This is a genomic window from Flavobacterium sp. Sd200 (assembly GCF_009826935.1).
GTDB lineage: Bacteria > Bacteroidota > Bacteroidia > Flavobacteriales > Flavobacteriaceae > Flavobacterium.
Genome location: NZ_WUMN01000001.1, coordinates 1,120,434 through 1,142,384 on the forward strand (window position 1 = coordinate 1,120,434; position 21,951 = coordinate 1,142,384).

The 21,951-nt window shown below is 38.9% G+C and carries 21 protein-coding genes; 11 read left to right on the forward strand and 10 right to left on the reverse strand.

Annotation, left to right across the window (positions count from 1 at the left end):
• Positions 1-326: 326 nt before the first annotated feature.
• The 5 genes from GR160_RS05115 to GR160_RS05135 all read left to right on the forward strand — a co-directional run bounded on the left by GR160_RS05115 (position 327) and on the right by GR160_RS05135 (position 9,039).
• On the forward strand, positions 327-1,757 hold the full coding sequence (locus GR160_RS05115; RefSeq protein ID WP_160748742.1) for a carbohydrate-binding protein: 1,431 nt from the start codon (positions 327-329) through the stop codon (positions 1,755-1,757).
• A gap of 92 nt (positions 1,758-1,849) precedes the next feature.
• Positions 1,850-4,132 (forward strand): beta-glucosidase BglX, encoded by a 2,283-nt coding sequence (gene bglX, locus GR160_RS05120; RefSeq protein ID WP_160748743.1) that lies wholly within the window; start codon positions 1,850-1,852, stop codon positions 4,130-4,132.
• Between the two features lie 201 nt (positions 4,133-4,333).
• Entirely contained in the window at positions 4,334-5,803 is a 1,470-nt protein-coding gene (locus GR160_RS05125) for a hypothetical protein (protein ID WP_202390713.1), read from the forward strand.
• Positions 5,804-5,827: 24 nt separating this feature from the next.
• Positions 5,828-8,029: a glycoside hydrolase family 3 N-terminal domain-containing protein gene (locus GR160_RS05130; protein ID WP_160748744.1), complete on the forward strand. Its 2,202-nt coding sequence runs from the start codon at positions 5,828-5,830 to the stop codon at positions 8,027-8,029.
• A gap of 167 nt (positions 8,030-8,196) precedes the next feature.
• Complete coding sequence (locus tag GR160_RS05135; protein WP_160748745.1) at positions 8,197-9,039, forward strand: T9SS type A sorting domain-containing protein; 843 nt, start codon at positions 8,197-8,199, stop codon at positions 9,037-9,039.
• Between the two features lie 87 nt (positions 9,040-9,126).
• Here GR160_RS05135 and GR160_RS05140 read toward each other — a convergent pair whose 3' ends face one another.
• On the reverse strand, positions 9,127-9,540 hold the full coding sequence (locus GR160_RS05140) for a DUF6691 family protein (RefSeq protein WP_160748746.1): 414 nt from the start codon (positions 9,538-9,540) through the stop codon (positions 9,127-9,129).
• 6 nt (positions 9,541-9,546) lie between these two features.
• A complete protein-coding gene (locus tag GR160_RS05145; RefSeq protein ID WP_160748747.1) occupies positions 9,547-10,113 on the reverse strand; it encodes a YeeE/YedE family protein in 567 nt (188 codons plus the stop codon).
• 196 nt (positions 10,114-10,309) lie between these two features.
• Between GR160_RS05145 and GR160_RS05150 the strand changes: the two genes are divergently transcribed.
• The gene (locus tag GR160_RS05150; RefSeq protein ID WP_160748748.1) at positions 10,310-11,728 is read left to right on the forward strand and encodes an alkaline phosphatase; all 1,419 of its coding nucleotides are present in this window, start codon (positions 10,310-10,312) and stop codon (positions 11,726-11,728) included.
• 77 nt (positions 11,729-11,805) lie between these two features.
• Here GR160_RS05150 and GR160_RS05155 read toward each other — a convergent pair whose 3' ends face one another.
• The 3 genes from GR160_RS05155 to GR160_RS05165 all read right to left on the reverse strand — a co-directional run bounded on the left by GR160_RS05155 (position 11,806) and on the right by GR160_RS05165 (position 15,277).
• Positions 11,806-13,269 (reverse strand): AAA family ATPase, encoded by a 1,464-nt coding sequence (locus GR160_RS05155; RefSeq protein WP_160748749.1) that lies wholly within the window; start codon positions 13,267-13,269, stop codon positions 11,806-11,808.
• Between the two features lie 163 nt (positions 13,270-13,432).
• Positions 13,433-14,551, reverse strand: coding sequence for a VWA domain-containing protein (locus GR160_RS05160; RefSeq protein WP_160748750.1), 1,119 nt, complete (start codon positions 14,549-14,551; stop codon positions 13,433-13,435).
• A gap of 48 nt (positions 14,552-14,599) precedes the next feature.
• On the reverse strand, positions 14,600-15,277 hold the full coding sequence (locus GR160_RS05165; RefSeq protein WP_160748751.1) for a hypothetical protein: 678 nt from the start codon (positions 15,275-15,277) through the stop codon (positions 14,600-14,602).
• Between the two features lie 256 nt (positions 15,278-15,533).
• On the opposite strand from GR160_RS05165, the gene GR160_RS05170 reads away from it, so the two are divergent.
• A complete protein-coding gene (locus GR160_RS05170; protein ID WP_160748752.1) occupies positions 15,534-16,091 on the forward strand; it encodes an AraC family transcriptional regulator in 558 nt (185 codons plus the stop codon).
• Positions 16,092-16,120: 29 nt separating this feature from the next.
• Complete coding sequence (locus GR160_RS05175) at positions 16,121-16,567, forward strand: response regulator (RefSeq protein ID WP_160748753.1); 447 nt, start codon at positions 16,121-16,123, stop codon at positions 16,565-16,567.
• Between the two features lie 74 nt (positions 16,568-16,641).
• Here GR160_RS05175 and GR160_RS05180 read toward each other — a convergent pair whose 3' ends face one another.
• The 5 genes from GR160_RS05180 to GR160_RS05195 form a co-directional block, all read right to left on the reverse strand.
• On the reverse strand, positions 16,642-16,878 hold the full coding sequence (locus tag GR160_RS05180; RefSeq protein ID WP_160748754.1) for a hypothetical protein: 237 nt from the start codon (positions 16,876-16,878) through the stop codon (positions 16,642-16,644).
• A gap of 160 nt (positions 16,879-17,038) precedes the next feature.
• The gene (locus GR160_RS19275; protein ID WP_202390714.1) at positions 17,039-17,239 is read right to left on the reverse strand and encodes a hypothetical protein; all 201 of its coding nucleotides are present in this window, start codon (positions 17,237-17,239) and stop codon (positions 17,039-17,041) included.
• Positions 17,240-17,352: 113 nt separating this feature from the next.
• Positions 17,353-17,586, reverse strand: coding sequence for a hypothetical protein (locus GR160_RS05185; RefSeq protein WP_160748755.1), 234 nt, complete (start codon positions 17,584-17,586; stop codon positions 17,353-17,355).
• Positions 17,587-17,729: 143 nt separating this feature from the next.
• Complete coding sequence (locus GR160_RS05190) at positions 17,730-18,470, reverse strand: 3-oxoacyl-ACP reductase family protein (RefSeq protein WP_160748756.1); 741 nt, start codon at positions 18,468-18,470, stop codon at positions 17,730-17,732.
• A gap of 188 nt (positions 18,471-18,658) precedes the next feature.
• Positions 18,659-19,228 (reverse strand): Crp/Fnr family transcriptional regulator, encoded by a 570-nt coding sequence (locus GR160_RS05195; protein WP_160748757.1) that lies wholly within the window; start codon positions 19,226-19,228, stop codon positions 18,659-18,661.
• Between the two features lie 250 nt (positions 19,229-19,478).
• On the opposite strand from GR160_RS05195, the gene GR160_RS05200 reads away from it, so the two are divergent.
• The 3 genes from GR160_RS05200 (at position 19,479) to GR160_RS05210 (ending at position 21,949) form a co-directional block, all read left to right on the forward strand.
• The gene (locus GR160_RS05200) at positions 19,479-19,808 is read left to right on the forward strand and encodes a hypothetical protein (RefSeq protein ID WP_160748758.1); all 330 of its coding nucleotides are present in this window, start codon (positions 19,479-19,481) and stop codon (positions 19,806-19,808) included.
• Positions 19,809-19,870: 62 nt separating this feature from the next.
• Positions 19,871-20,809: a ring-cleaving dioxygenase gene (locus tag GR160_RS05205; RefSeq protein ID WP_160748759.1), complete on the forward strand. Its 939-nt coding sequence runs from the start codon at positions 19,871-19,873 to the stop codon at positions 20,807-20,809.
• Between the two features lie 243 nt (positions 20,810-21,052).
• The gene (locus GR160_RS05210) at positions 21,053-21,949 is read left to right on the forward strand and encodes a pirin family protein (RefSeq protein WP_160748760.1); all 897 of its coding nucleotides are present in this window, start codon (positions 21,053-21,055) and stop codon (positions 21,947-21,949) included.
• Positions 21,950-21,951: the final 2 nt, after the last annotated feature.

Consider the following 21,951-nt stretch of genomic DNA (forward strand, 5'->3'; position numbering starts at 1 on the left):
TCTATACTTATATTTACATTACAAATGTAGTTGTGAAACCCAAAAATATCCTGTCTGAATATCTGTTTTAAGGGGTGCATTTGTACACTAAAAAAACTAAAAGAAAACGTTATAGCTACAGTATTAGCCATTTATCAAAAACAAACCGATTGAAATATAAAATTGAGGTATTCATTTTTTTATCGTTTAAAAATTAAAAAAATTATAAAAACATAATGTACAATTTTGCCCCCAAACAAAAATTATTGCAACCCTGTGTCTTATTATTATTTAAAATATTTGCTTAAAATTTAAACCTTAACTCAAACCCAAATAATCCTAAGACTATGACGTTTAAAAATTACAGTTTTTTAAAATACCTGTCCCTGATTTCTCTATTTACGGTTTTAATACTTTCTTGTAGCGATGATGATGTTCGCACTGTAACCCTATACAGCAAAGGTGCAACCGAGGCCGAAGCATCTTCTACAAACATTCGCTTTGGAGAGTCAGTAGACTTTACTTCAACATCCCGCAAAGCACTAACACTAAACTGGACATTTGCCGGTGGTAACCCATCTACCTCAATAAACCCAAACGTAACGGTTGCATATGCCGCACCGGGAACCTACGAAGCTAAGCTTGTAGTAAAATATATTGACAACACTGTAGAAACCAAAACTTTTAGTATAGTAGTTAGGGGGATTGATGCTCCACTACCTTATGGTGGCACTGCCGCAACCATTGCGGGTGTAATTGAGGCCGAAAATTATGATCTTGGAGGTGAGGGTGTTGCCTATCACGACAATGAAGAAGACAACCTTGCTGTAAACAACGGAAGTGCTACATACAGAGAAGATGATGGAGTAGATATACAGGTTGCTACAGATGCTACAGCAATAACCAACACCAATGCAGGCGAATGGGTTAACTATACTGTAAACGCTACTGTAGAAGGTACTTATGCTTTCGAATTTATGGTTGCATCCGGAGCGGCAACCGGAGGAAAATCAATCAGGTTACAGCTAATGAACCAAAGCACCGGGGCCACTACAAACCTGGGTGAAACAGGCAACTTTGCAAACACAGGTGGCTGGGATGTTTATACAGGCAAAACCGTTTCGGGCATAGTGTTGCCAGCAGGTTCAAACACAATACGTGTATTCTTTACAGGAGGAGATACCAATCTAGATAAAATAAATGTTACTGAAACGGTTCCGGCAGGTCCTATTGAAGGGCTTGGCGTATTTACGGAAAGAGCCATTACCAACACTAACCGCGGTGAAACACCTGTAAACAACGGAAGTTTTGTAATCACAACAGTATCTGAAGCTTATGAGGGCAGCCGTGCTTACTTATACCATTATGATCCGGTTAACTCCGGTAATACAGGTAATGGTTTTGCGCTTTCTATCATGGCTCCGGCAACATCTCCGCTTAATGCCTCTGCCTATGGCTTTTATAACATTGCCCTTAAAACCAGTACAACTAAAAACTTAAGGCTTCGCATGAACACCAGCGCAGGCAACTACTGGATAACACTAAATTCCACCACCGATGCTACTTATGGCATGGCAAGAGATGGTGCATGGCATGCGCTTAAAATTCCGGTGGCCGATTTTAAACTCAATGGCAACGGTGCAGCAATAACATCTAACCTTGATAAAATAACCGGAGTGCTTGTAATGCGTACCGACGATGCCGACTACGCCACTTACAGCACAACTGCCGGAGCATTTGACTGGTATGTAGACGATATTTATTTTTCTGTTGAATAGTAATTTTGATTTCGACCATTTTAAACCGTGTAGTTTTACTTCACGGTTTTTATCTTTAATAGCATAACTATAATCACCAAATCATAAGACGAATGAACAAACCCACGGTAATAGCAGGAATAATAGCCCTGTTTTCATTAACATTAAACGCACAAAGCAAAGCACACTTAGACAAAAAAAAGCCTATAGAAGAGCGCATTTTGTTGCTAATGAAAGAAATGACCCTCGAAGAAAAAATAGGCCAGATGAACCAGTATAATGGCTTTTGGGATGTTACGGGCCCTGCTCCTCAGGGAGGTTCGTCTCAACTTAAGTACGAACACCTGCGCAAAGGTTGGGTAGGTTCTATGCTGTCGGTACGCGGTGTAAAACAGGTACGTGCTGTACAAAAAATAGCCGTGGAAGAAACCCGCCTTGGCATACCCCTCATTATTGGCTTTGATGTTATTCATGGATATAAAACCCTGAGCCCTATACCCCTTGCCGAAGCCGCAAGCTGGGATCTTGAAGCCATACGAAAATCGGCCGCCATTGCTGCCGATGAAGCATCGGCATCGGGCATTAACTGGACGTTTGCGCCATGTGTAGACATCTCTCAGGATGCACGCTGGGGCCGCGTCATGGAGGGAGCTGGTGAAGACCCTTATCTGGGCAGTAAAATAGCCGTGGCAAGGGTTAAGGGTTTTCAGGGAGAGAACCTTGGTGCCAATAACACTATTGCTGCCTGCGCCAAACACTTTGCCGCTTATGGCTTTGCCGAATCGGGCAGAGATTATAACACTGTAGACATCAGTAACAGTAAGCTATACAATACTGTGCTTCCTCCTTTTAAAGCCGCAAGCGATGCCGGAGCCCGAACCATGATGAACTCTTTTAATCTGCTAAATGGCGTTCCTGCAACCGGAAACAGCTTTTTGCAACGCGAAATACTTAAAGGCAAATGGCAATTTAAAGGTTTTGTAGTATCTGACTGGGCATCAATACGCGAAATGATAAATCATGGTTTTGCTAAAGACGGTGCTGAGGCTTCGTTAAAAGCCGTTACTGCCGGATCTGACATGGACATGGAATCATACCTGTATGTAGCTGAGTTGGCTAAGCTTGTTAACGAAAAAAAAGTAGATGTAGCTCTTATAGACAATGCCGTGCACAGAATATTGCGCGTAAAATTTGAACTTGGCCTGTTTGACGACCCATACAGGTATTGCGATGAGAAACGTGAGAAAGCAGTTATTGGCAGTAAACAAAACCATGAAGGTGTACTGGATATGGCTAAAAAGTCTATCGTACTGCTTAAAAACGAGAACAACCTACTGCCATTAAAGAAAAACGGACAAAAAATTGCACTCATTGGTGCACTAGCTGCCGATAAAAACAGTCCGTTGGGCAGTTGGCGCATAGCTTCTGATGATAACACAGCGGTATCGGTTTTAGAGGGCATGCAGCAATATAAAGGCAACCAGCTTGTATATGAAAAAGGCACAGGCCTTACTATTGGTAAAACTACTTTTAAAGACGAACTCGTTTTTAATACCACAGACACCAGCGGATTTGAAGCTGCCAAAAATGTAGCCAAAAATGCCGATGTAGTAATAATGGTTTTAGGGGAGCATGGTTTTCAGAGTGGCGAAGGCCGCAGCCGCACAAACCTTGACCTGCCTGGCAACCAGCAGCAATTACTTGAAGAAATTTATAAAGTAAACAAAAACATCGTGTTGGTTTTAAATAATGGCAGGCCGCTGGCATTACCCTGGGCAGAACAAAACATTCCGGCAATTGTAGAAGCATGGCATCTGGGCAGTCAAACAGGAAATGCAGTAGCACAGGTACTGTATGGCGATTATAACCCAAGCGGCAAACTGCCAATGTCTTTTCCACGCAGCGTGGGGCAGGTTCCTGTTTACTACAATAACTACAGCACAGGACGCCCCGTTAATACCGATACAAACGTATTTTGGTCACACTACACCGACTCAGAAAAAACACCTTTATACCCTTTTGGCTACGGGCTAAGCTATACTACTTTTAAATATGCAAACCTTAAGCTTAACAAAACATCCTTTGCTAAGGGCGAAGCTGTAAAAGTATCGGTAGAAGTAACCAATACAGGAAATTATGATGGCAAAGAGGTGGTACAGCTTTATATTAGAGATGTAACAGGAAGTCTTGCAAGGCCGGTTAAAGAACTTAAAGGTTTTGAACTTACTGAACTTAAAAAGGAACAAAGCAAAACGATAAACTTTACTCTTACAGAAGCTGAGCTTGGCTATTATGACAACAATGGTACTTTTATTATAGAGCCGGGACAGTTTAAAATTTTTGCAGGAACAAACTCTAACGAAGTACTGGAAGCAGAATTTGAACTGAAGCAATAAACCCTATTAATTTATTTCAAAACGCTGTATGAACATTTATACAGCGTTTTGTTGTTTATAAGCACACAATCACACAGTTTAGGTGCGTTTGTAGCATCTTTACTCAATGCCTTATAGTACAAATAACCCCTTACATAAGCATGTTTAAAGCCTTTAAGGCGTACGGAATTTTAAATCTTTGGATTATAAAATTCCAAAATAATGACCACAACAAAAAGAAAAAACAACACAGTTACATCTGCTAAAAAGGCCTGCACACTTATCGTGGGGATATTGAGCTTCTCTGCCTATGCGCAAAGCAGTAGCAACACCGATACTTTAAATGCATCGGGCTACCATACAGTAATGGCCCGTAAAAATGCCGACGATACTAATTGGAAACCCTATGTTGCAAAAACCATAGACCGCCTGCCCGGTTTTACTTATACTAAAGATCCTGCAACCGACAAATATGGGGCATGGAAGGTTAACCCATCTAAGGCTACAAGTTTTTTCAGGACCGAAAAAAAAGACGGTCGATGGTGGATAATCGATCCTGATGGCAATCCTTTTATACATAAAGGTGTGGCAGTATTTGGTCCCGGCACATCAGATAATCAAAAAAAACAGCTTGTTTCTAAATACAAGACCGAAAAAAAATGGGTTACTAAAGAAAGTGCCTTTTTAAAATCAAAAGGTTTTAACGGTGTGGGTGCATGGTCTAACATTGACCTTATTAAGCAAACTAAAGACCCTTTAGTGTACACCGTTATTGTAAGTCCTATGGGAGCTTATAAACAGCAGCACATTAAAAAATTCGGGGGTAAATATGAAGAGGCCGGATGGCAGGGATACCGCTATGACCTCGCCATGGTTTTTGACCCCGAATTTGATACTTTCGTAGAACAGGAAGTTTCTAAAATTGTACAGCATAAAAACGATAAATTTCTATTAGGATATTTTACCGATAACGAGTTGCCATGGGTAGACGATGCCTTAGACAGGCACCTTACCAAGCTGGGTAAAGAAGAACCGGGCTATATCGCTGCAAAAAAGTGGTTGGATGCGCGTAAAGGAAAAGATGCATCGATAGAAGATATTACCGATAAAGACCGCCTTGATTTTACAGGATTTTATTTTGAAACTTACATTAAAAAAGTATCTCAGGCTGTAAAAAAATACGATCCTAACCATATGTATCTTGGGTGCAGGTTTAACCAGGAACAGGATGAGCTTGATAACCCTAAAATATTTGAGGTGGCAGGAAAATATATGGATGTTGTATCTATAAACCATTACAGGAAATGGGAACCTGTACAGTCAATCCTTACTAACTGGCAACAGTGGAGTGGCAAACCGTTCATTATAACCGAATGGTACACAAAAGGCGAAGATTCTGGCCTGCCAAACAAAACAGGGGCAGGATGGAATGTTGCCACACAGGCTGAACGCGGTTATTTTTACCAAAACTTCGCAATAGAGCTTTTAAAGAGCAAAGGGTGTGTGGGCTGGCACTGGTTCAGGTATCAGGATAATGACCCGTTAAACTTAAAAACCGATTACTCTAACCGTGATTCCAATAAAGGCATTATAAACAGTAACTATGAACATTACATGCCATTAATAGATAACATGAAAGTTTTTAACGACCATGTGTACGAGCTTATAAAATACCTTGATGCAGCAAAGTAATTCTGCTTCACAACTTATTTAAAAATGAAAAGACAAATTGTAACTTTTACTTTATTACTCCTTTGCGCATTACCCCTGGCAGCGCAAAAGAAAAAGGAAATATATAAAGATAAGAATGCCCCGATAGAAACCCGCATAGACAACCTTTTAAGCCTGATGACGCTGGAAGAAAAGATCATGCAGATGAACCAGTGGACCTATGGAAAAAACGCCAACCCAAACAACATTGGCGAAAAAATGAAGGAAGTGAGCCCTATGATAGGTTCGTTGCTTTACAGGAGTACTAACCCTGAATACCGTAACCAAATACAAAAAAAAGCCATTAGTGAATCAAGACTTGGCATACCTATCATCTTTGGGTTTGATGCCATACATGGTTATCGCACGGTTTTCCCTATCCCGTTAGCACAAGCCTGCTCCTGGAATACCGACCTTGTACAGCAATCATGCGCTATAACTGCCAAAGAAAGCTGGCTGTCTGGACTCGATTGGACCTTCTCCCCTATGCTTGATGTAGCTCGTGATGCACGCTGGGGGCGTGTTAGCGAAGGATATGGCGAAGACACCTATGCAAATTCAGTTTTTGCAGTTACGGCAGTTAAAGGTTATCAGGGCACTAACCTTTCAGATAAATACACCATAGCCGCCTGTTTAAAGCATTATATTGGCTATAGCCTTTCTGAAGGTGGACGCGACTACCACTACAGCGATATATCAAATCAAACCCTTTGGGAAACCTTTATGCCACCGTTTGAAGCAGGCATAAAAGCAGGCGCAGCTACTGTAATGAGCGGTTTTAATGATATATCGGGGGTTCCTGCATCGGCAAATTATTACACACTTACCGAAGTACTTAAAAAGAAATGGGGACATGACGGTTTTGTAATTTCCGACTGGGGTTCAGTACGCAATTTGGTAGAACAAAGCGTTGCCAAAGACCTAAAGGAAGCTACGCAAAAAGCATTTATGGCAGGCGTTGAGATGGATATGGTAGACAATACCTACATGGATTATTTGCCTGCTTTGGTTGCCGAAGGTAAGGTACCCATGGCAACTGTGGATGAAGCCGTGCGCCGCATACTGCGTGTTAAAATGAAATTGGGACTTTTTGAAAACCCATATGTGGATGTTGTGCCGGAAAAAAAACGTTACCTGTTACCCGAATATTTAAAAACTGCTGAACTGTTGGCTGCCGAAAGCATGGTGTTGCTAAAAAACGATAATAGTGTGCTGCCCATAACAACCAAGTATAAAAGCATTGCCATTATTGGCCCAATGGTAAAAGATTCGGTACATATTATGGGCTTTTGGGAAGGCATGGGAAGGCCACAGGATGTAGAAACAATTTATGCCGGGCTGCAAAAAGAATTTAAGGGTAAAGCCCAACTTAACTATGCAAAAGGCTGTGATTTTGATGGTGATGACCGCAACGGTTTTACCGATGCTGTGAGTGCTGCAAACAAATCAGATGCTGTAATAGTTTTTCTGGGCGAGAAAAGGAACTGGAGTGGCGAAAATGGTTCACGGTCTACGATTGCCTTGCCTAAAATACAGGAAGACCTTGTAGCTGAACTTAAAAAAACCGGTAAGCCTGTAATACTAATGCTATCGAGCGGCAGGCCATTAGAACTTATACGTCTTAATACTATGGCATCTGCCATAGTAGCAATATGGCAACCCGGCACAGCAGCAGGCAGTGCAGTTGCAGGCATACTTTCGGGGCGCAGCAATCCGTCGGGTAAGTTATCTATAACCTTTCCGCAAACTACAGGGCAAATACCTATTTATTATAATATGCGCGAATCTGCAAGACCAAATTCGGGTCATTATCAGGATATTCCGCGCGATGCCTTATATTGGTTTGGACATGGCCTGAGCTACACCAATTACAGCTACGGCTCCGTGAAACTATCGGCTACAAAAATTAAAAAGACAGATAAGCTCATTGCCGAAGTTGAGATTACCAATACAGGAGACCGCGACGGTAAAGAAACCGTAATGTGGTTTATAAAAGATCCGTTTGCTTCAATATCGCGCCCTATGAAAGAGCTTAAACACTTTGAAAAGAAATTTATAAAAGCAGGAGAAAAAGCCGTATATCGTTTTGAGATAGACCCGGCACAGCACCTGAGTTTTGTTGACAGCAATGGAGAGCGGCACCTTGAAACGGGAGATTTTTATGTTATTGTTAACGACCAGCAGCTACATTTTGAATTAATAGAATAGTGCAAATTGATATCAAACAACAACACATTAAAAATCAGTAAATTAAAATTTAAGAAAACGTTATAATAAGTACAATCCATACCCTAAGTAAGCATTATTTACACCCATCTCGAAAATGAGCAATTGTAATTTTATAGTGTTAATAATAATTAAAAACACAAAATAAAATGAAAAAAATTACTCTTTTATCAATTATGTTATTTTCGGGATGGGTTAATGCCCAAACATCGTTTGCCATTTACACAGAAGATCCTACTGTAGGAGAAGGTGCAACCGCAGTGAGGTTTAATAATGGTCAAGGATTTGCAGGCAGCGAGCCTACAACAGCACCTTATGAAGGAACAAAGAATTATCTGTTTACGTTTAACGGCACAAGTTCATATTACCATGCAATACTTTTTCCGAGGAATGCAGCAAACACCAGCGATGTTACAGTAGACTTTTCGGCTTATGCCTATTATAATGTAGCGATCAAAACATCATCGGCAGCACCTTTCTATGTACGCATGCGTGGCAATGGCATAACTTCTAAGGTATTGATAGACCCAACAAGCAATCCGTATGGTTTTAGTAACAACAACGAATGGCATTTTATGTCGATACCTTTTGCCGATTTTATACCGGAGTCGGCTGCTTTTAGCTTAGCAACGATAACAGAAGCTTTTGTTTTAAGAAGTAACCTGCCAAACGGGTCGGTAGCGGGACTGCCAAATGATTTTGAAATCGATAACATCTATGTTTCGGTAAATCAGGTAATGAACACACAAAACTTTGCTAAAAAGAGCAGCCTTAGTATCTATCCAAACCCTTCGGCGGGAAGCATTACCATTAGTTCACACGAATCAATAAACAATGTATTTATTCATAATCTATTAGGACAGCAGGTAATGGCTCTAAACCCTAAAAGTAACAGTGCAATGGTAGACATTTCATCCTTACAAAACGGAGTATATACTATTACAGCCGAATCTAACGGACAACAAATTACCTCAAGACTGGTAAAACAATAATTTTAAATTCAGTCGCAAAAAACAACCCTAAACCTGATTAACTCAGATTTAGGGTTTATTTATTTTGTGTACTCATATACTTATAAATTAATGCGGCAGTTTATTTTTAAGCAAGCCATAAAGATAAGTACCTGCTAATGCACCAATCAATATAATACCTACCCCAAAAAAGCCTGCACCTATAAGTATAAATATTGGTCCGGGGCAGGTTCCTATAAGTCCCCAGCCCAATCCGAACAACAAACCGCCAACTAAATAATTAGTAATTCCTTTGTCTTTATCAGCAAGCACTATAGGCTGACCATCGATATCCTTTAGTTTAGACCTTTTAAATAACTGAAGGCCAATTACACCTGTAAAAACTGCGGTACCAATAATGCCAAACATGTGGAAGGACTGAAAATGGAACATCTCATAGATCCTGTACCAGGACACCGCCTCTGATTTTGTAAGCACTATGCCAAAAACAATTCCAACCAGTATATATTTCAAAAACTTCATAATCTATTATTTTAAAATTAGAGGCAGTAAAAACCGTGACATTAGTAAACCACCTATAAAAAATCCGATAACTGCAATTAAAGAAGGTAATTGTAAATTGCTCAATCCGGTAATAGCATGACCGGAGGTACAACCACCTGCATAGCGCGTACCAAAGCCCACCATGAGCCCTCCTAGTAATAAAATGGCAAGCACTTTAGGCGATTGCAAAGCATCAGAACTTGTTAGGGCACCGGGCAAGAGTTTCCCGTTGGGCTCATCAATATTCAGTTGCTGTAATTCGGTTATGGTTTTTGGGTTTAGCTCTACTGTAGGTACACTTGGGTCAGATAAAAAGTTTACGGCAATGTACCCCCCTATCATGGCTCCAAGCACCACTGCCAGATTCCAACGTTGGGTTTTCCAGTCAAATTTAAAAAAGTCTGAAGTTTTACCCGCCCCTAAAACAGTACACATAGTGCGCAGGTTAGATGACATGCCAAATGTTTTACCAAAATATACCAGTACTAACATAACAGCTCCAATAAGGAAACCCGACACATACCACGGCCAAGTGCCATAAATAACATCCATAATATATTTATTTTGCCGTAAAAGTAACGATTTATAGCATGCTAAAACAGTACAAACATTTTGCAGATTTCAGATTTTCCTTAAATAACTATATTGCCTATAATTGTGAGTTGTTGTTTAAATTAACCTGTTAATAATATTGTCCATTACTCTTTCTGTAGGATTGTTTTTTACCTTTGACAAAACTTATTTTTTTATGAACAGGAGAAAATTCTTCCGCAACGGTTCGTTATTTACACTGGGCACAACACTTTTTAGCCCTATAAGCAGTTCTGCAAACATTTTAGACCTTGGCATTTCCAATAAAAACAAAAAAGCCAAAAACATCATATTTATGGTTAGCGACGGTATGAGTACCGGAACGCTAAATATGGCCGATCTTTATCTTAACCGAAAAACCGGTAAAGGAAGCAACTGGATACAGCTTTATAAAGACCAGCGCGTTGCAATGGCATTAATGGATACTGCTTCTGCCAGCTCTATAGTAACCGATTCTTCTGCCGGAAGCTCGTCATGGGGTGGTGGTGTAAGGGTTAAAAACGGTGTATTGAATGTTGGCCCTAACGGAGAAAAATATATGCCTATTTGGCAAAAATTCAAAAAAGCGGGTAAAATGGCCGGTTGTGTTACCACCGTGCCTATTACACACGCAACACCTGCAGGCTTTTGCGTAAATAACAACAGCCGTAATGCACAGGAAGATATTGCCGTTGATTATCTTAACCTTGGTTTTGATATAATGATGGGCGGCGGCGATAAATATTTTAATGCTGCTACACGCGAAGATAAAAAAGATATGTATGCGGCCTATAAAGCCAAAGGCTGGCAGGTAGTGCGCAACCGTAAAGAAATGATGGCAGCAGAGAACAATAAACAAATACTTGGTGTTTTTGCTGATGATGCCCTGCCTTATAATTTAGACCGCACTAACGACAAGAACCTTACAGACGCTACTCCCACCCTTGCCGAAATGGCTCAAAAGGCTATTGACCGTATGAAAAACCACAAAAATGGTTTTGTACTGCAAATTGAGGCAGGAAAAGTTGACTGGGGAGCACATGCTAACGATATTGGTGCATTATTATATGATCAGGTGGCATTTGACGAAGCTGTAAAAGTGGCTATAGACTTTGCCGAGAAAGACAAAGAAACTCTTGTTATTATTACTACAGATCATGGCAATGCCAATCCGGGTGTGATCTATGGTAAAGATGCCAATGCCAATTTTGACAGCATCCAGAATTATACTCACACTAATGAATGGGTGCTTAACAGTATTAAGCCTAATTTTACCGTGGCTCAGGTGAGAGAACTTACAGAAGCCATGAACAATAAGGCTGTTAGTGAGGAAGATGCTAAAACCATTCTAACCTATTATGACGGTTTGCACAAAGAAGACGGTGGATTGTATAACTACAAAAAACTGCCGTTTAAAGCCTATGCTCAAATACAACAAAAGTCAAACTCAGTAGGCTGGATAAGTATGGATCATAGTGCTGATTATGTAAACCTGGCTATGTTTGGCCCGGGCAGCGAACTACTTAAACCTTTTGTTAAAAATACCGACCTTCATTACCTTATGCTACAGGCTGCTGAGGTTGAAAATAAATTCTAATTAAACCTTAAATAATACAAATCAGGGATGCCTTGTCAGCAAGGCATCCCTGATATATTATCTTACCAAAAAGGCAATTATAACTTACTTATATAACTACCGTAGATATCTTTAAACTGATATCCATCGTCAATACGGTCTTTATTAAGCTTTTTGTTCTCAGCAAGTCCCCAAAGTATAAACTCTTTAAAAAAGTATTCGTCTTCTTTAGCAATATTCGGCTGATATTTTTGCAGCAATTGCTTTAACGGAATAATCGAATCCAGCTGTTTTTTATATTCTTCATCGGGAGTATCGTCTAATAGCTCAAAGCCGCTTTCGTTAAAAAACCAATCTATAATTTCCTGATACGGTCCTTTTTCATTAGGTCTTTCCAACTTTTCTATTTTAGGAAAATATTCAGGGAAAAAGCTTTTAACAGCATCACTTATCAATTGCTCCGCAACAACCGCAGCTCCCTCCTGCTCTCCTTCATACACCAACTCTACTTTCCCTGTAATGGCAGGAATAATTCCCATAAAGTCAGCAAGGCGAACCGTAGTTTTTTCAGCACCGCTACGCAATGCCCTGCGTTCGGCCGTACTTAGAAGATTCTCAAAGGCGGTAATGCTCATACGGGCACTTACCCCACTTTTATAGTCGATAAACTCACTGTCACGGGCCTCAAAACCTATTTGCTCTAACAAATCTTTTGCCAAAGACGGCACATAGATCACGTCACTTTGGCGACCGTCAAGATTAGCCTCCTGTTCGGTAATAGTGCGGGCAATGGCAACGGTTTCAGGATAATGTGTAAGTATTTGCGAACCTATCCTGTCTTTTAGTGGTGTAACAATACTTCCTCTGTTGGTATAATCTTCAGGATTAGCTGTAAACACAAACTGAAGATCTAAATTCATACGTACTTTAAAACCTCGTATTTGTATATCGCCTTCTGAAAGTATATTGAACAATGCTACCTGTATGCGTGCCTGTAAATCGGGCAGTTCGTTAATTACAAAAATACACCGGTTAGCACGGGGTATCATTCCAAAATGTACAACCCTGTCATCTGCATACGACAGTTTAAGATTAGCTGCCTTTATAGGGTCAACATCACCAATAAGGTCGGCTACTGTAACATCAGGAGTAGCAAGCTTTTCATAAAAGCGATCGCTACGGTGCAGCCAGCTAATGGGAGTATCATCCCCCTTTTCAGCAATAAGGCTTTTAGCATAACGAGAAATTGGGTTAAAAGGATCATCATTAATTTCAGATCCTTCTACCACCGGTATGTATTCATCCAGCAGGTTTACCATAAGCCTTGCCAGCCTTGTTTTGGCCTGTCCGCGCAAACCTAAAAGGTTAATGTTATGACGCGATAGTATAGCACGTTCCAACTCCGGTAATACTGTATTTTCAAAACCCCATACGCCTGTAAAAACCGTTTCGCCTTTACTTATTTTGTTTCGCAGGTTTGCCCTCAGCTCATCTTTAATATTTTTAGATTGATACCCTGCCTTTTTTAATTCGCCTAATGTTTTTATATCAGTTAAAGTCATATTTAAGTCTAAAGTCTTAAAGTTTATAAAGTTGTACTGTTTAAAGCTCTAAAATTTATCTAAAGCCATATATAATGACTGATAAAATCGTCTTCTGTTTATTATCTATTATCTCAAGTCTGTCATTTATTATCTCCAAGTATTAAATCCAAAATTTAATAACCTACTTTACTCTTTTCTTTCTGTTGGTTTCATAATCTTCAAAGATCATTTCGCCAAGACCTTTTAAACCTGTGTAAAACGCTTTACCCTGGTTGGCCTCTGTAAATGTGTTTACAAACCGTTGAAGGTATGGGTCGTTAGCAATCATAAAAGTTGTAATAGGTATGTGTAATTTGCGCGCCTGTGCAGCCATAGTATAGCACTTATCTGTAATATATTCGTCAAGGCCATTGCTGTTCATATAATATGTACCATCGCTTTCGCGAATACAGCTTGGCTTGCCATCGGTAATCATAAATATTTGCTTATTGGTGTTTCGCTTGCGTCTAAGCATATCCATAGCCAACTGAAGCCCGGCTACGGTGTTGGTATGATATGGCCCTACCTGTAAATATGGCAAATCTTTAATGGCTATAGGCCAGGCATCATTGCCAAATACTAAAATGTCAAGTGTATCTTTTGGGTAGCGTGTAGTAATCAGTTCGGCCAATGCCATGGCAACCTTCTTGGCTGGTGTAATACGGTCTTCTCCATACAGTATCATGCTGTGGCTAATGTCAATCATCAGCACGGTGCTCATTTGGCTTTTATGGTGGCTGTCTTCCACAACCAGATCGTTTTCAGTAAGCATAAAGCTATCCATACCATTGTTTACCTGTGCGTTGCGTAAACTTTCGGTAAGGGATATCCTGTCGAGCCCATCCCCAAAACGGTATTCCCTCAACTCGCCCGATTGCTCATCGCTTTGCCCGGAATGCTTGGTTCTGTGGTTGCCGCTTCCGTTTCGCTTAAGATTACCAAATATTTGGTTTAAAGCCTGTTGACGGATCGATCGCTCGGTCTTAGCCGTTATTTTGAGACCATTACTGCCATCATCTTTAACCTCATCTTTAATGTAGCCTTTCTTTTTAAGGTCTTCAATAAAGTCGTCAATAGTATAGTTTTTATCGGTTAGTTTATATTCTTTATCAAGTTCCCGCAACCAGTCGAGTGCTTCATCAAGATCGCCGGATGTATGGGTAATCAGTTCGGTAAAAATTTCAAAGAGTTTATCAAACGGAGACACCTGCGGGGCTTCATATTGCCTGAATATAAAACCTTTTTTTCTGTTTGTTTCCATAGCCTTAAAATTAAGGCAAAAACTTTAATTAGAGTGTTAAAAACAAAATCATTCGGCTATGTCAGGATCTTTATGATTCATAAGGTAAATGTATTGAAACATACAAAATGCGGCTACAGCACCAAATGTGTGCCATAAAAAGTGCGTTCCAAAATATATCCAGTTCCATTTATCTGAAATCCTGAACGTTAGTGCAAAGACAAATGCCAATAGAGCTACCCCCACCCATTGCCCACTCCTGAACGATGTTTTTATGAGATATCCAACTACAGGCAGTAGTACAATACCTGCCATCACTGCATAATTTATATTTATAAACAACTGAATATTAGCACTTCTAATTTGTTGTAATACAAAATATTGAAATAATACATAAACCAATATAAGCAATAATGCAAAATACCACCGCGTAAGCTTGGCTAAAAAGTAAACACCTGCACTAACACATAACAGCATGATAGGCAGCCAGTCCATCATAATAAAAAATCTCCACTGCCTTAGCCCATGATATATTGTACCGCCAATACCTCCGGTATACAGTAATAATAGTGCAAAAACCAAAAAAGCATGTTCACGGTGTTTACCCCATATTTTTATAGTCCAATATATTGCTATACCCAGAAAAAAACACGAAGTAATGGCATTGAGAGGTTCCGGAAAAAAGTGCTGCAAATTCGTTTCGGCATATAATGATCCTCCATCGGGAGGTTGGGGCAATGTTGTCATGGTTTAAAAGCAAATTAAGACTAAAAATACTATATCTCTATTTTTAAACTATTAGCACTTAGTAAAATATTATAATATTTTACACCGCTAACAAGTGTAATAAAATTCTGCAAAACAATATGTTAAGCAACGTGTAATCAGTATCATTTATTATATTTTACAAAGCAAAAAAGCTATCGTTATTATTAAGTAATTTTTGTTACATTTACTTTATTAATCCTAAGACAAAAAATCTTTATTTATATACCACAACCCAATGGAGCTTTACATTAAGTATAACATTGATATGATGTGTAAAGTATTGCTCCAGCAAGAACTTGACCGTTTTAAAATAGACTGCAAAGTTACTGAGCCGGGGTATGTAAAATTTAAAGAAAATATACCTATGGAAACCTACAATGCCTTTATAGAATCGTTAAAGCGGTTTGGTATTGAAATTGTAGATAACCAAAAAAGCATACTTGTACAAAAAATAAAAAATGCCATTATAGAAATGCTTTATTCAGACAAGGGAATGCAGTCTTTAAAGGTATCGTCTTACCTGTCTGAAAAACTTGGCGAAAGCTACCGTACTCTGTCTCAGGTGTTCTCGGAAGTGACATTTATATCAATCGAAAATTTTATTATCTTGCATAAAATTGAGAGGGTAAAACAGTTGCTTCTTACCGAAAATCTGTCGCTTACAGAGATATCATTTATGATGAATTACAGTAGTGTAGCCTATCTTTCGCAACAATTTAAAAATATTACAGGCGTAACCCCAACTGCTTTTCAAAAAATAATGAGGCAGAAACGCTACATAGAAGTAAAATAACAAAAATCTTAAAAGATACAAACAGATAAATGCGCCCAAACAACTTACACATAATGCTTGCCGACGATGATGAAGATGACCGACTATTTTTTAAGGAGGCATTTGAGGAAGTTAAAATAAAGTATGATATTAGTACTTTTAATGACGGCGAGCAATTAATGAATTATTTAAACGAACCGCAAAACCCTTTACCTGATATAATTTTCCTGGATTTGAATATGCCCCGAAAATCGGGTATGGAGTGCCTTAAAGAAATAAGGCAAAATGAGAGACTTAAAAGAATATCTGTAGCCATATACTCTACTTCTTCATCAGAACAGGACATAGAAGATACATTTGTAGCTGGTGCCAATGTTTATATTAAAAAGCCTAACGATTTTAATATGCTTAAAAAGGTATTAAGCGATGTGGTACATATAAACTGGCAATATATTGTTGACGGATTAAACAAGGATAGTTTTATTCTAAGCTTATAGATTAGAACATAAATAATTATAAAAAGCCTGCTGTTTATAAAAATAAACAGCAGGCTTTTTGCTATAGCTGCCTGTTAAGGTACCTGAGTTCCGGTAGGATTTTCTTTAGTATCATTTGGTGTACCCATTTCTACAACTGTATCTTTATCTGTAACAATGGTATCTCCAATAGGTGTAGCTTCTTCATAAGTTGTTGTATCAACAGTTTCAGCACTTTCGCTGCTTTCTGTTTTCTCTTTACACGAAGTAAAAAAAACACCTGTAATAAATAAAGACACTAACATACTGTTTTTTAAAAAAGTGGCTTTCATAACTATTTGGTTTTAAAATATTAATACTCTCAAAGTTAATGGTTTAAAACCCTACAAATTCTTAGCCATTTTATAAATAAACTATAAAGTTTGTTAGCAAAAACAAAAAGACAGCCTCACTACGAGCTGTCTTTTTCATGTATACTATTAAAAACCAACCTTATGGTGCAGGTTTTACTGTATCGGTAGATGTGGCTGTAGTATCTGTTGTAGTTGCTACAGTATCTGTAGTTGTCGTTACAGTTTCGGTTGTTGTAATAGAATCTGTAGATGTTGAAGTTTCAGAATCACTCTTGTTGCTTCCGCAAGAGGCAAGCACCAATCCTCCTGCCAACATTGCTGTTAAAACTAATTTTTTCATGACTTTCTTACTTATTTTATTGTTATATGGTAAAGATAATCGAAGCAATACATAATTATTCTTAGCATTTTGTTAAATAAGAAAATACTCTACATTTTTTAAATCCCAGCAGATTATGGACCTTTAGGCGAAGTTAAAGTATCCTGCATTTTTATGGCAGGATCGCTCGTAGTAACATTTGCAGGAGAGATATTCATATCGCTTGAGGTGCGGTTATTTACTGGATTTCCTACATTGATCTCACTATCGGGTGGGCCACTCGCCTCTTGGCTCATGCCACAGGATACAAACGTTAAGCTTGTGTACAACAAAACAATTGCTGGTAATATGGTGTATAATGCCTTCATAAATTTTATATTTTACTTTAAATGTACGCCACAAAAAAAGAAGCATGTACTAAAGAAAATATAATTGTGAGTTTCTTAGCTTCATAAATATATAGCCGCTCAGGCTTTTAAAAACCTGAGCGGCTAATTAGGTTATCTAAGAATTAACCTTTAAAACCACCATCTATATCAATGCTCGCTCCAGTAATATAACCGGATTCAGGACTGGCAAGATACGCTACTAAAGAGGCCACTTCTGCCGTGGTGCCATAACGTCCTAAAGATATTTGAGGTATAAGCATCGCTGCGAAAGGGCCATCTTGCGGGTTCATATCGGTGTGTACAGGACCTGGTTGTAAATTATTGATGGTGATACCCAATGGACCAAGATCGCGCGATAATGCCATGGTAAGTCCCTGCACGGCTGCTTTGCTTGCGGCATATACAGCACCTCCCTCAAATGGCATACGTAAAGCATTGGTACTGCCAATATTAATAATCCTGCTACCACTCACCATGTGTTTTAATGCAGCTTTAATTGCAACAAAAGTACCGCGTACATTAATGTCCATCAGGCTATCATATTCCTCTACGGTAAAATCGTTTAAGGGTTTAAAGGTACCTATGCCTGCATTGTTAACTAATATATCCAGTTTACCCAGCTTAGCTACTGTGGTTTCTACAGCAGCAGTAATAGCATTGGCGTCTGCACTGTTAGCGGCTATAGCTACTGCTCTGCGGCCTGTGGCTTCAATTTCGGTTACCAATGCTTCCGCCTGTTCTTTTCCTGACACATAAGTAAAAGCTACATCGGCTCCGTCACCTGCCAAACGTTTTACAATTGCGGCACCTATGCCACGACTTCCACCTGTTACTAACGCTACTTTGTTTGATAATGTTTTCATGATCTTTATGTTTAATGTTTTAAATTTTGGCTGTTGCCAATTGCTTTATTTTTCTGTTACAAAGTTGCATCGAAAGAAGCCCTCGAAACATTGATATAACGCAGATAAAACCATTGACATAGATCAATGAAATTTGGTTATTGGATTGTGGATTGTTGGATTTAAGAGAAGCTAAGAGCAGAATATGCTTATCGCTTGCTTCTAACCCTGCTAAGAGTCTCGGGAGTCAGTCCTAAATAAGATGCGATCATATGCTGCGGAATCCTGTTAAGCAATGCCGGATGGGTTGTAACAAAATCATTGTATTTTTCCTCGGCAGTAAAACTAATATCGGCATTAATTCGGTTTTGCGATGCTATAAACGACCTCTCTACCAAGTGGCGTACAAAAGTATTCAACGCAGGTATGGCTTCAAGAAGATTTTCGTAGTCCACCTTAGTAATAAGTACAATATCACAATCTTCTATAGCCTCAATATTATATCGTGCAGGTGTTTCGGTAAGATAACTGTAGCGGTCTCCGCTCCACCAGTTCTCTGCACTAAACTGTATAACATGTTCCTGTCCTTTATTATCTACCCTATAGGTTCGCAGCAATCCTTTTTGTACAAAAGCATTATAACGCCACACATCTCCTTCCTGCAACAAATATTGTTTTTTGCGCAGTTTTTTAAGTCGGCATATTTGTTTTACCATTTCTACCTCGGCATCAGTAATGGTAAGTTTGGATTGCAGGTATTCTATAAAAACATCAAACATATATGTAAAGGTAAATAATTAACATTTACTAAATAACCTGCAACCAAATATCACCAATACTAAACAGTAAAATTACTGTATATCGTTATTTATCAAACCACACAAAAACATATATAACTTAAAATCAAACATTTAAAAACAAGGCAGGTAAATTGCTTTATTGGTTTGTAAATTAAATTACATGTCTTAGTTCAATGTTTTTGGTATTTTAATATCACAACTTTGTACCATCATATAAAATATAACCGTCATGCAACAAAAAATCAACATCATGTATATAGGCACACATGCAGAGATAATGCAAACAGTGGTTCGCCTTATTAACAAAAACGAAAACTGGAACGGCACAGGAACAACGTTGTACAGTGAGGCAAAAGAACTTTTTATAAAACTGCCTATAGACATTATATTACTTGGTTGCGGCATAGACGAAGACGAGGAAATGCAGCTAAGAGATTTTTTTAAGCTTCACAAACCCAGTATAAAAATTGTACAGCATTATGGCGGCGGAAGCGGACTTTTGTATAACGAAATTGCAATAGCCCTTAGCGGAGGTACAACTCCAAACTTCTTGTCTTAGTTCAATGTTTTGAAAACAAATCAATTATACCTTTACATTATAAAATTAAACAAATCAACATCATGGAAAATACAATCTTAGGCATCCATCACATTACAGCTATAGCCGGCGATGCCAAACGCAATTTTAATTTTTATTCTAACATATTAGGATTAAGGTTTATTAAAAAAACAGTCAATTTTGACGATCCGGGCACTTACCACTTTTACTTTGGAGACGAAATAGGTAGTGCAGGAACGATCCTTACATTTTTCCCATGGGGAAGCGGCATACCCCAAGGCAGAAGAGGAAGCGGAATGGCTACCGAAATTGGCTACTCTGTTCCTAAAGGCAGCCTTGAATTTTGGGTAGAGCGTTTTGAAAAATATAATGTTATATACAATAAACCGTCTGAAAGATTTGGCGAACGTTATCTTACGTTTCTTGATCCGGACGGGCTTAAACTGGAACTAATAGAATCGGCAACACCGGATACAAGAAAACCATGGGAAACCGACGAAGTTAAAGCAGATGTTGCCACGAGAGGGTTTCATAATGTAACCATTACTTTAAACAGCATTACAGGAACAGCATCTGTGCTTACCGATATTTTTGGATATAAACTAATATCTCAGGACAGCAACCGATACAGATATGCTACCGACAGCGTAGACCAGGCTGCCATAGTAGATCTTGTAGAACTTAAAGACGAAAAACATGGCCATGTAGCCAACGGTACAGTACACCATGTAGCCTTTAGGGTTAAAAACGACGAAATATTAATGCATTTTAGAGAAAAAGTTGTGGCAGCCGGATTGAGTATCACTCCTCAAATAGACCGCAATTATTTCCATAGCCTATATTTCAGAGAGCCGGGAGGAGTGCTTTTTGAAATAGCTACCGACAACCCCGGTTTCCTTATAGATGAGCCATTGGAAACCCTTGGTAAAGAATTAAAACTACCTGCACAATATGAAAGCAGGCGGGAAGAAATAACAGCACATCTGGATCCAATAAATTAATTTTTAGACACACCCCAAACGCTTTGTTTGGGGTGTTTTATTCTAAAAAGCACTTAATCGATAAAACAAAACCGTACGTCGGTTAATTCAAAAAAATTACAATATTAAATATAGATAGAGTATTACAAAACAGTAGTTTACTAAATAATTATTATTTAGTTAAACAACTTTAACGGCTTAAATCGATATAGTAGAATATTGTGTAAGAATAATTTTGTAATTTTAATCAAAATAAAAATTGTTATGTCTAATATCAATCAGATAATAGAAGAAAGACCCGCAGATATTGGTAACTTTTTGGTTGGTCGTCTGTTACCTTTTCGCGACAGACGCACCGTGGGGCCTTTTGCTTTTATAGACCACATGGGTCCTGCGGCACTTAACGATCATCAAAATATAGATGTTGGGCCTCACCCTCATATAGGGCTCAGCACGCTTACTTATCTTTTTGAGGGAAACATGATGCACCGCGACAGTTTGGGCACAGAGATTGAAATTACTCCCGGACAGGTAAACTGGATGACCGCAGGTAAAGGAATTGTACATTCTGAACGTACTCCGGAGAGACTTAGGCACAGCGATAAGTTTTTACATGGATTGCAAATATGGGTGGCATTACCAAAACATCTCGAAAAAATGGAACCCTCTTTTGCCCATATAACTGAGGAAGAATTGCCGGAATGGCAGCAGGATGGCGTTACCATTAAGCTTATTGCAGGAGAGGCTCTAGGCAAAAAATCGCCAGTTCCGGTTTACAGTCCGCTTTATTTTTTAGAAATCAAAAGTATTGACAGGCAAAAAGTTGCTATTGGCAGCGGACTCTATGGCGAAAGCGGACTCTATATATTAGACGGAAGTATAGAAAGCGACGGCAATACTTTTTTGCCAAAACAGTTGTTGGTTGCTAAAGACAGTTCTATATGCGAATTTACTATGAACCCAAATACAACGGTATATATTTTTGGAGGGGAACCTTTTCCTGAGCCCAGGTATATTTACTGGAACTTTGTAGCTACATCTCCCGAACTTATAGAAGAGGCGAAAGTGCGCTGGCAGGCACAGGAGTTTCCTAAAATAGAAGGCGAGGTTGGTTTTGTACCACTACCGGAACAGAACTCAAATTTTAATATCAAGAAATAATA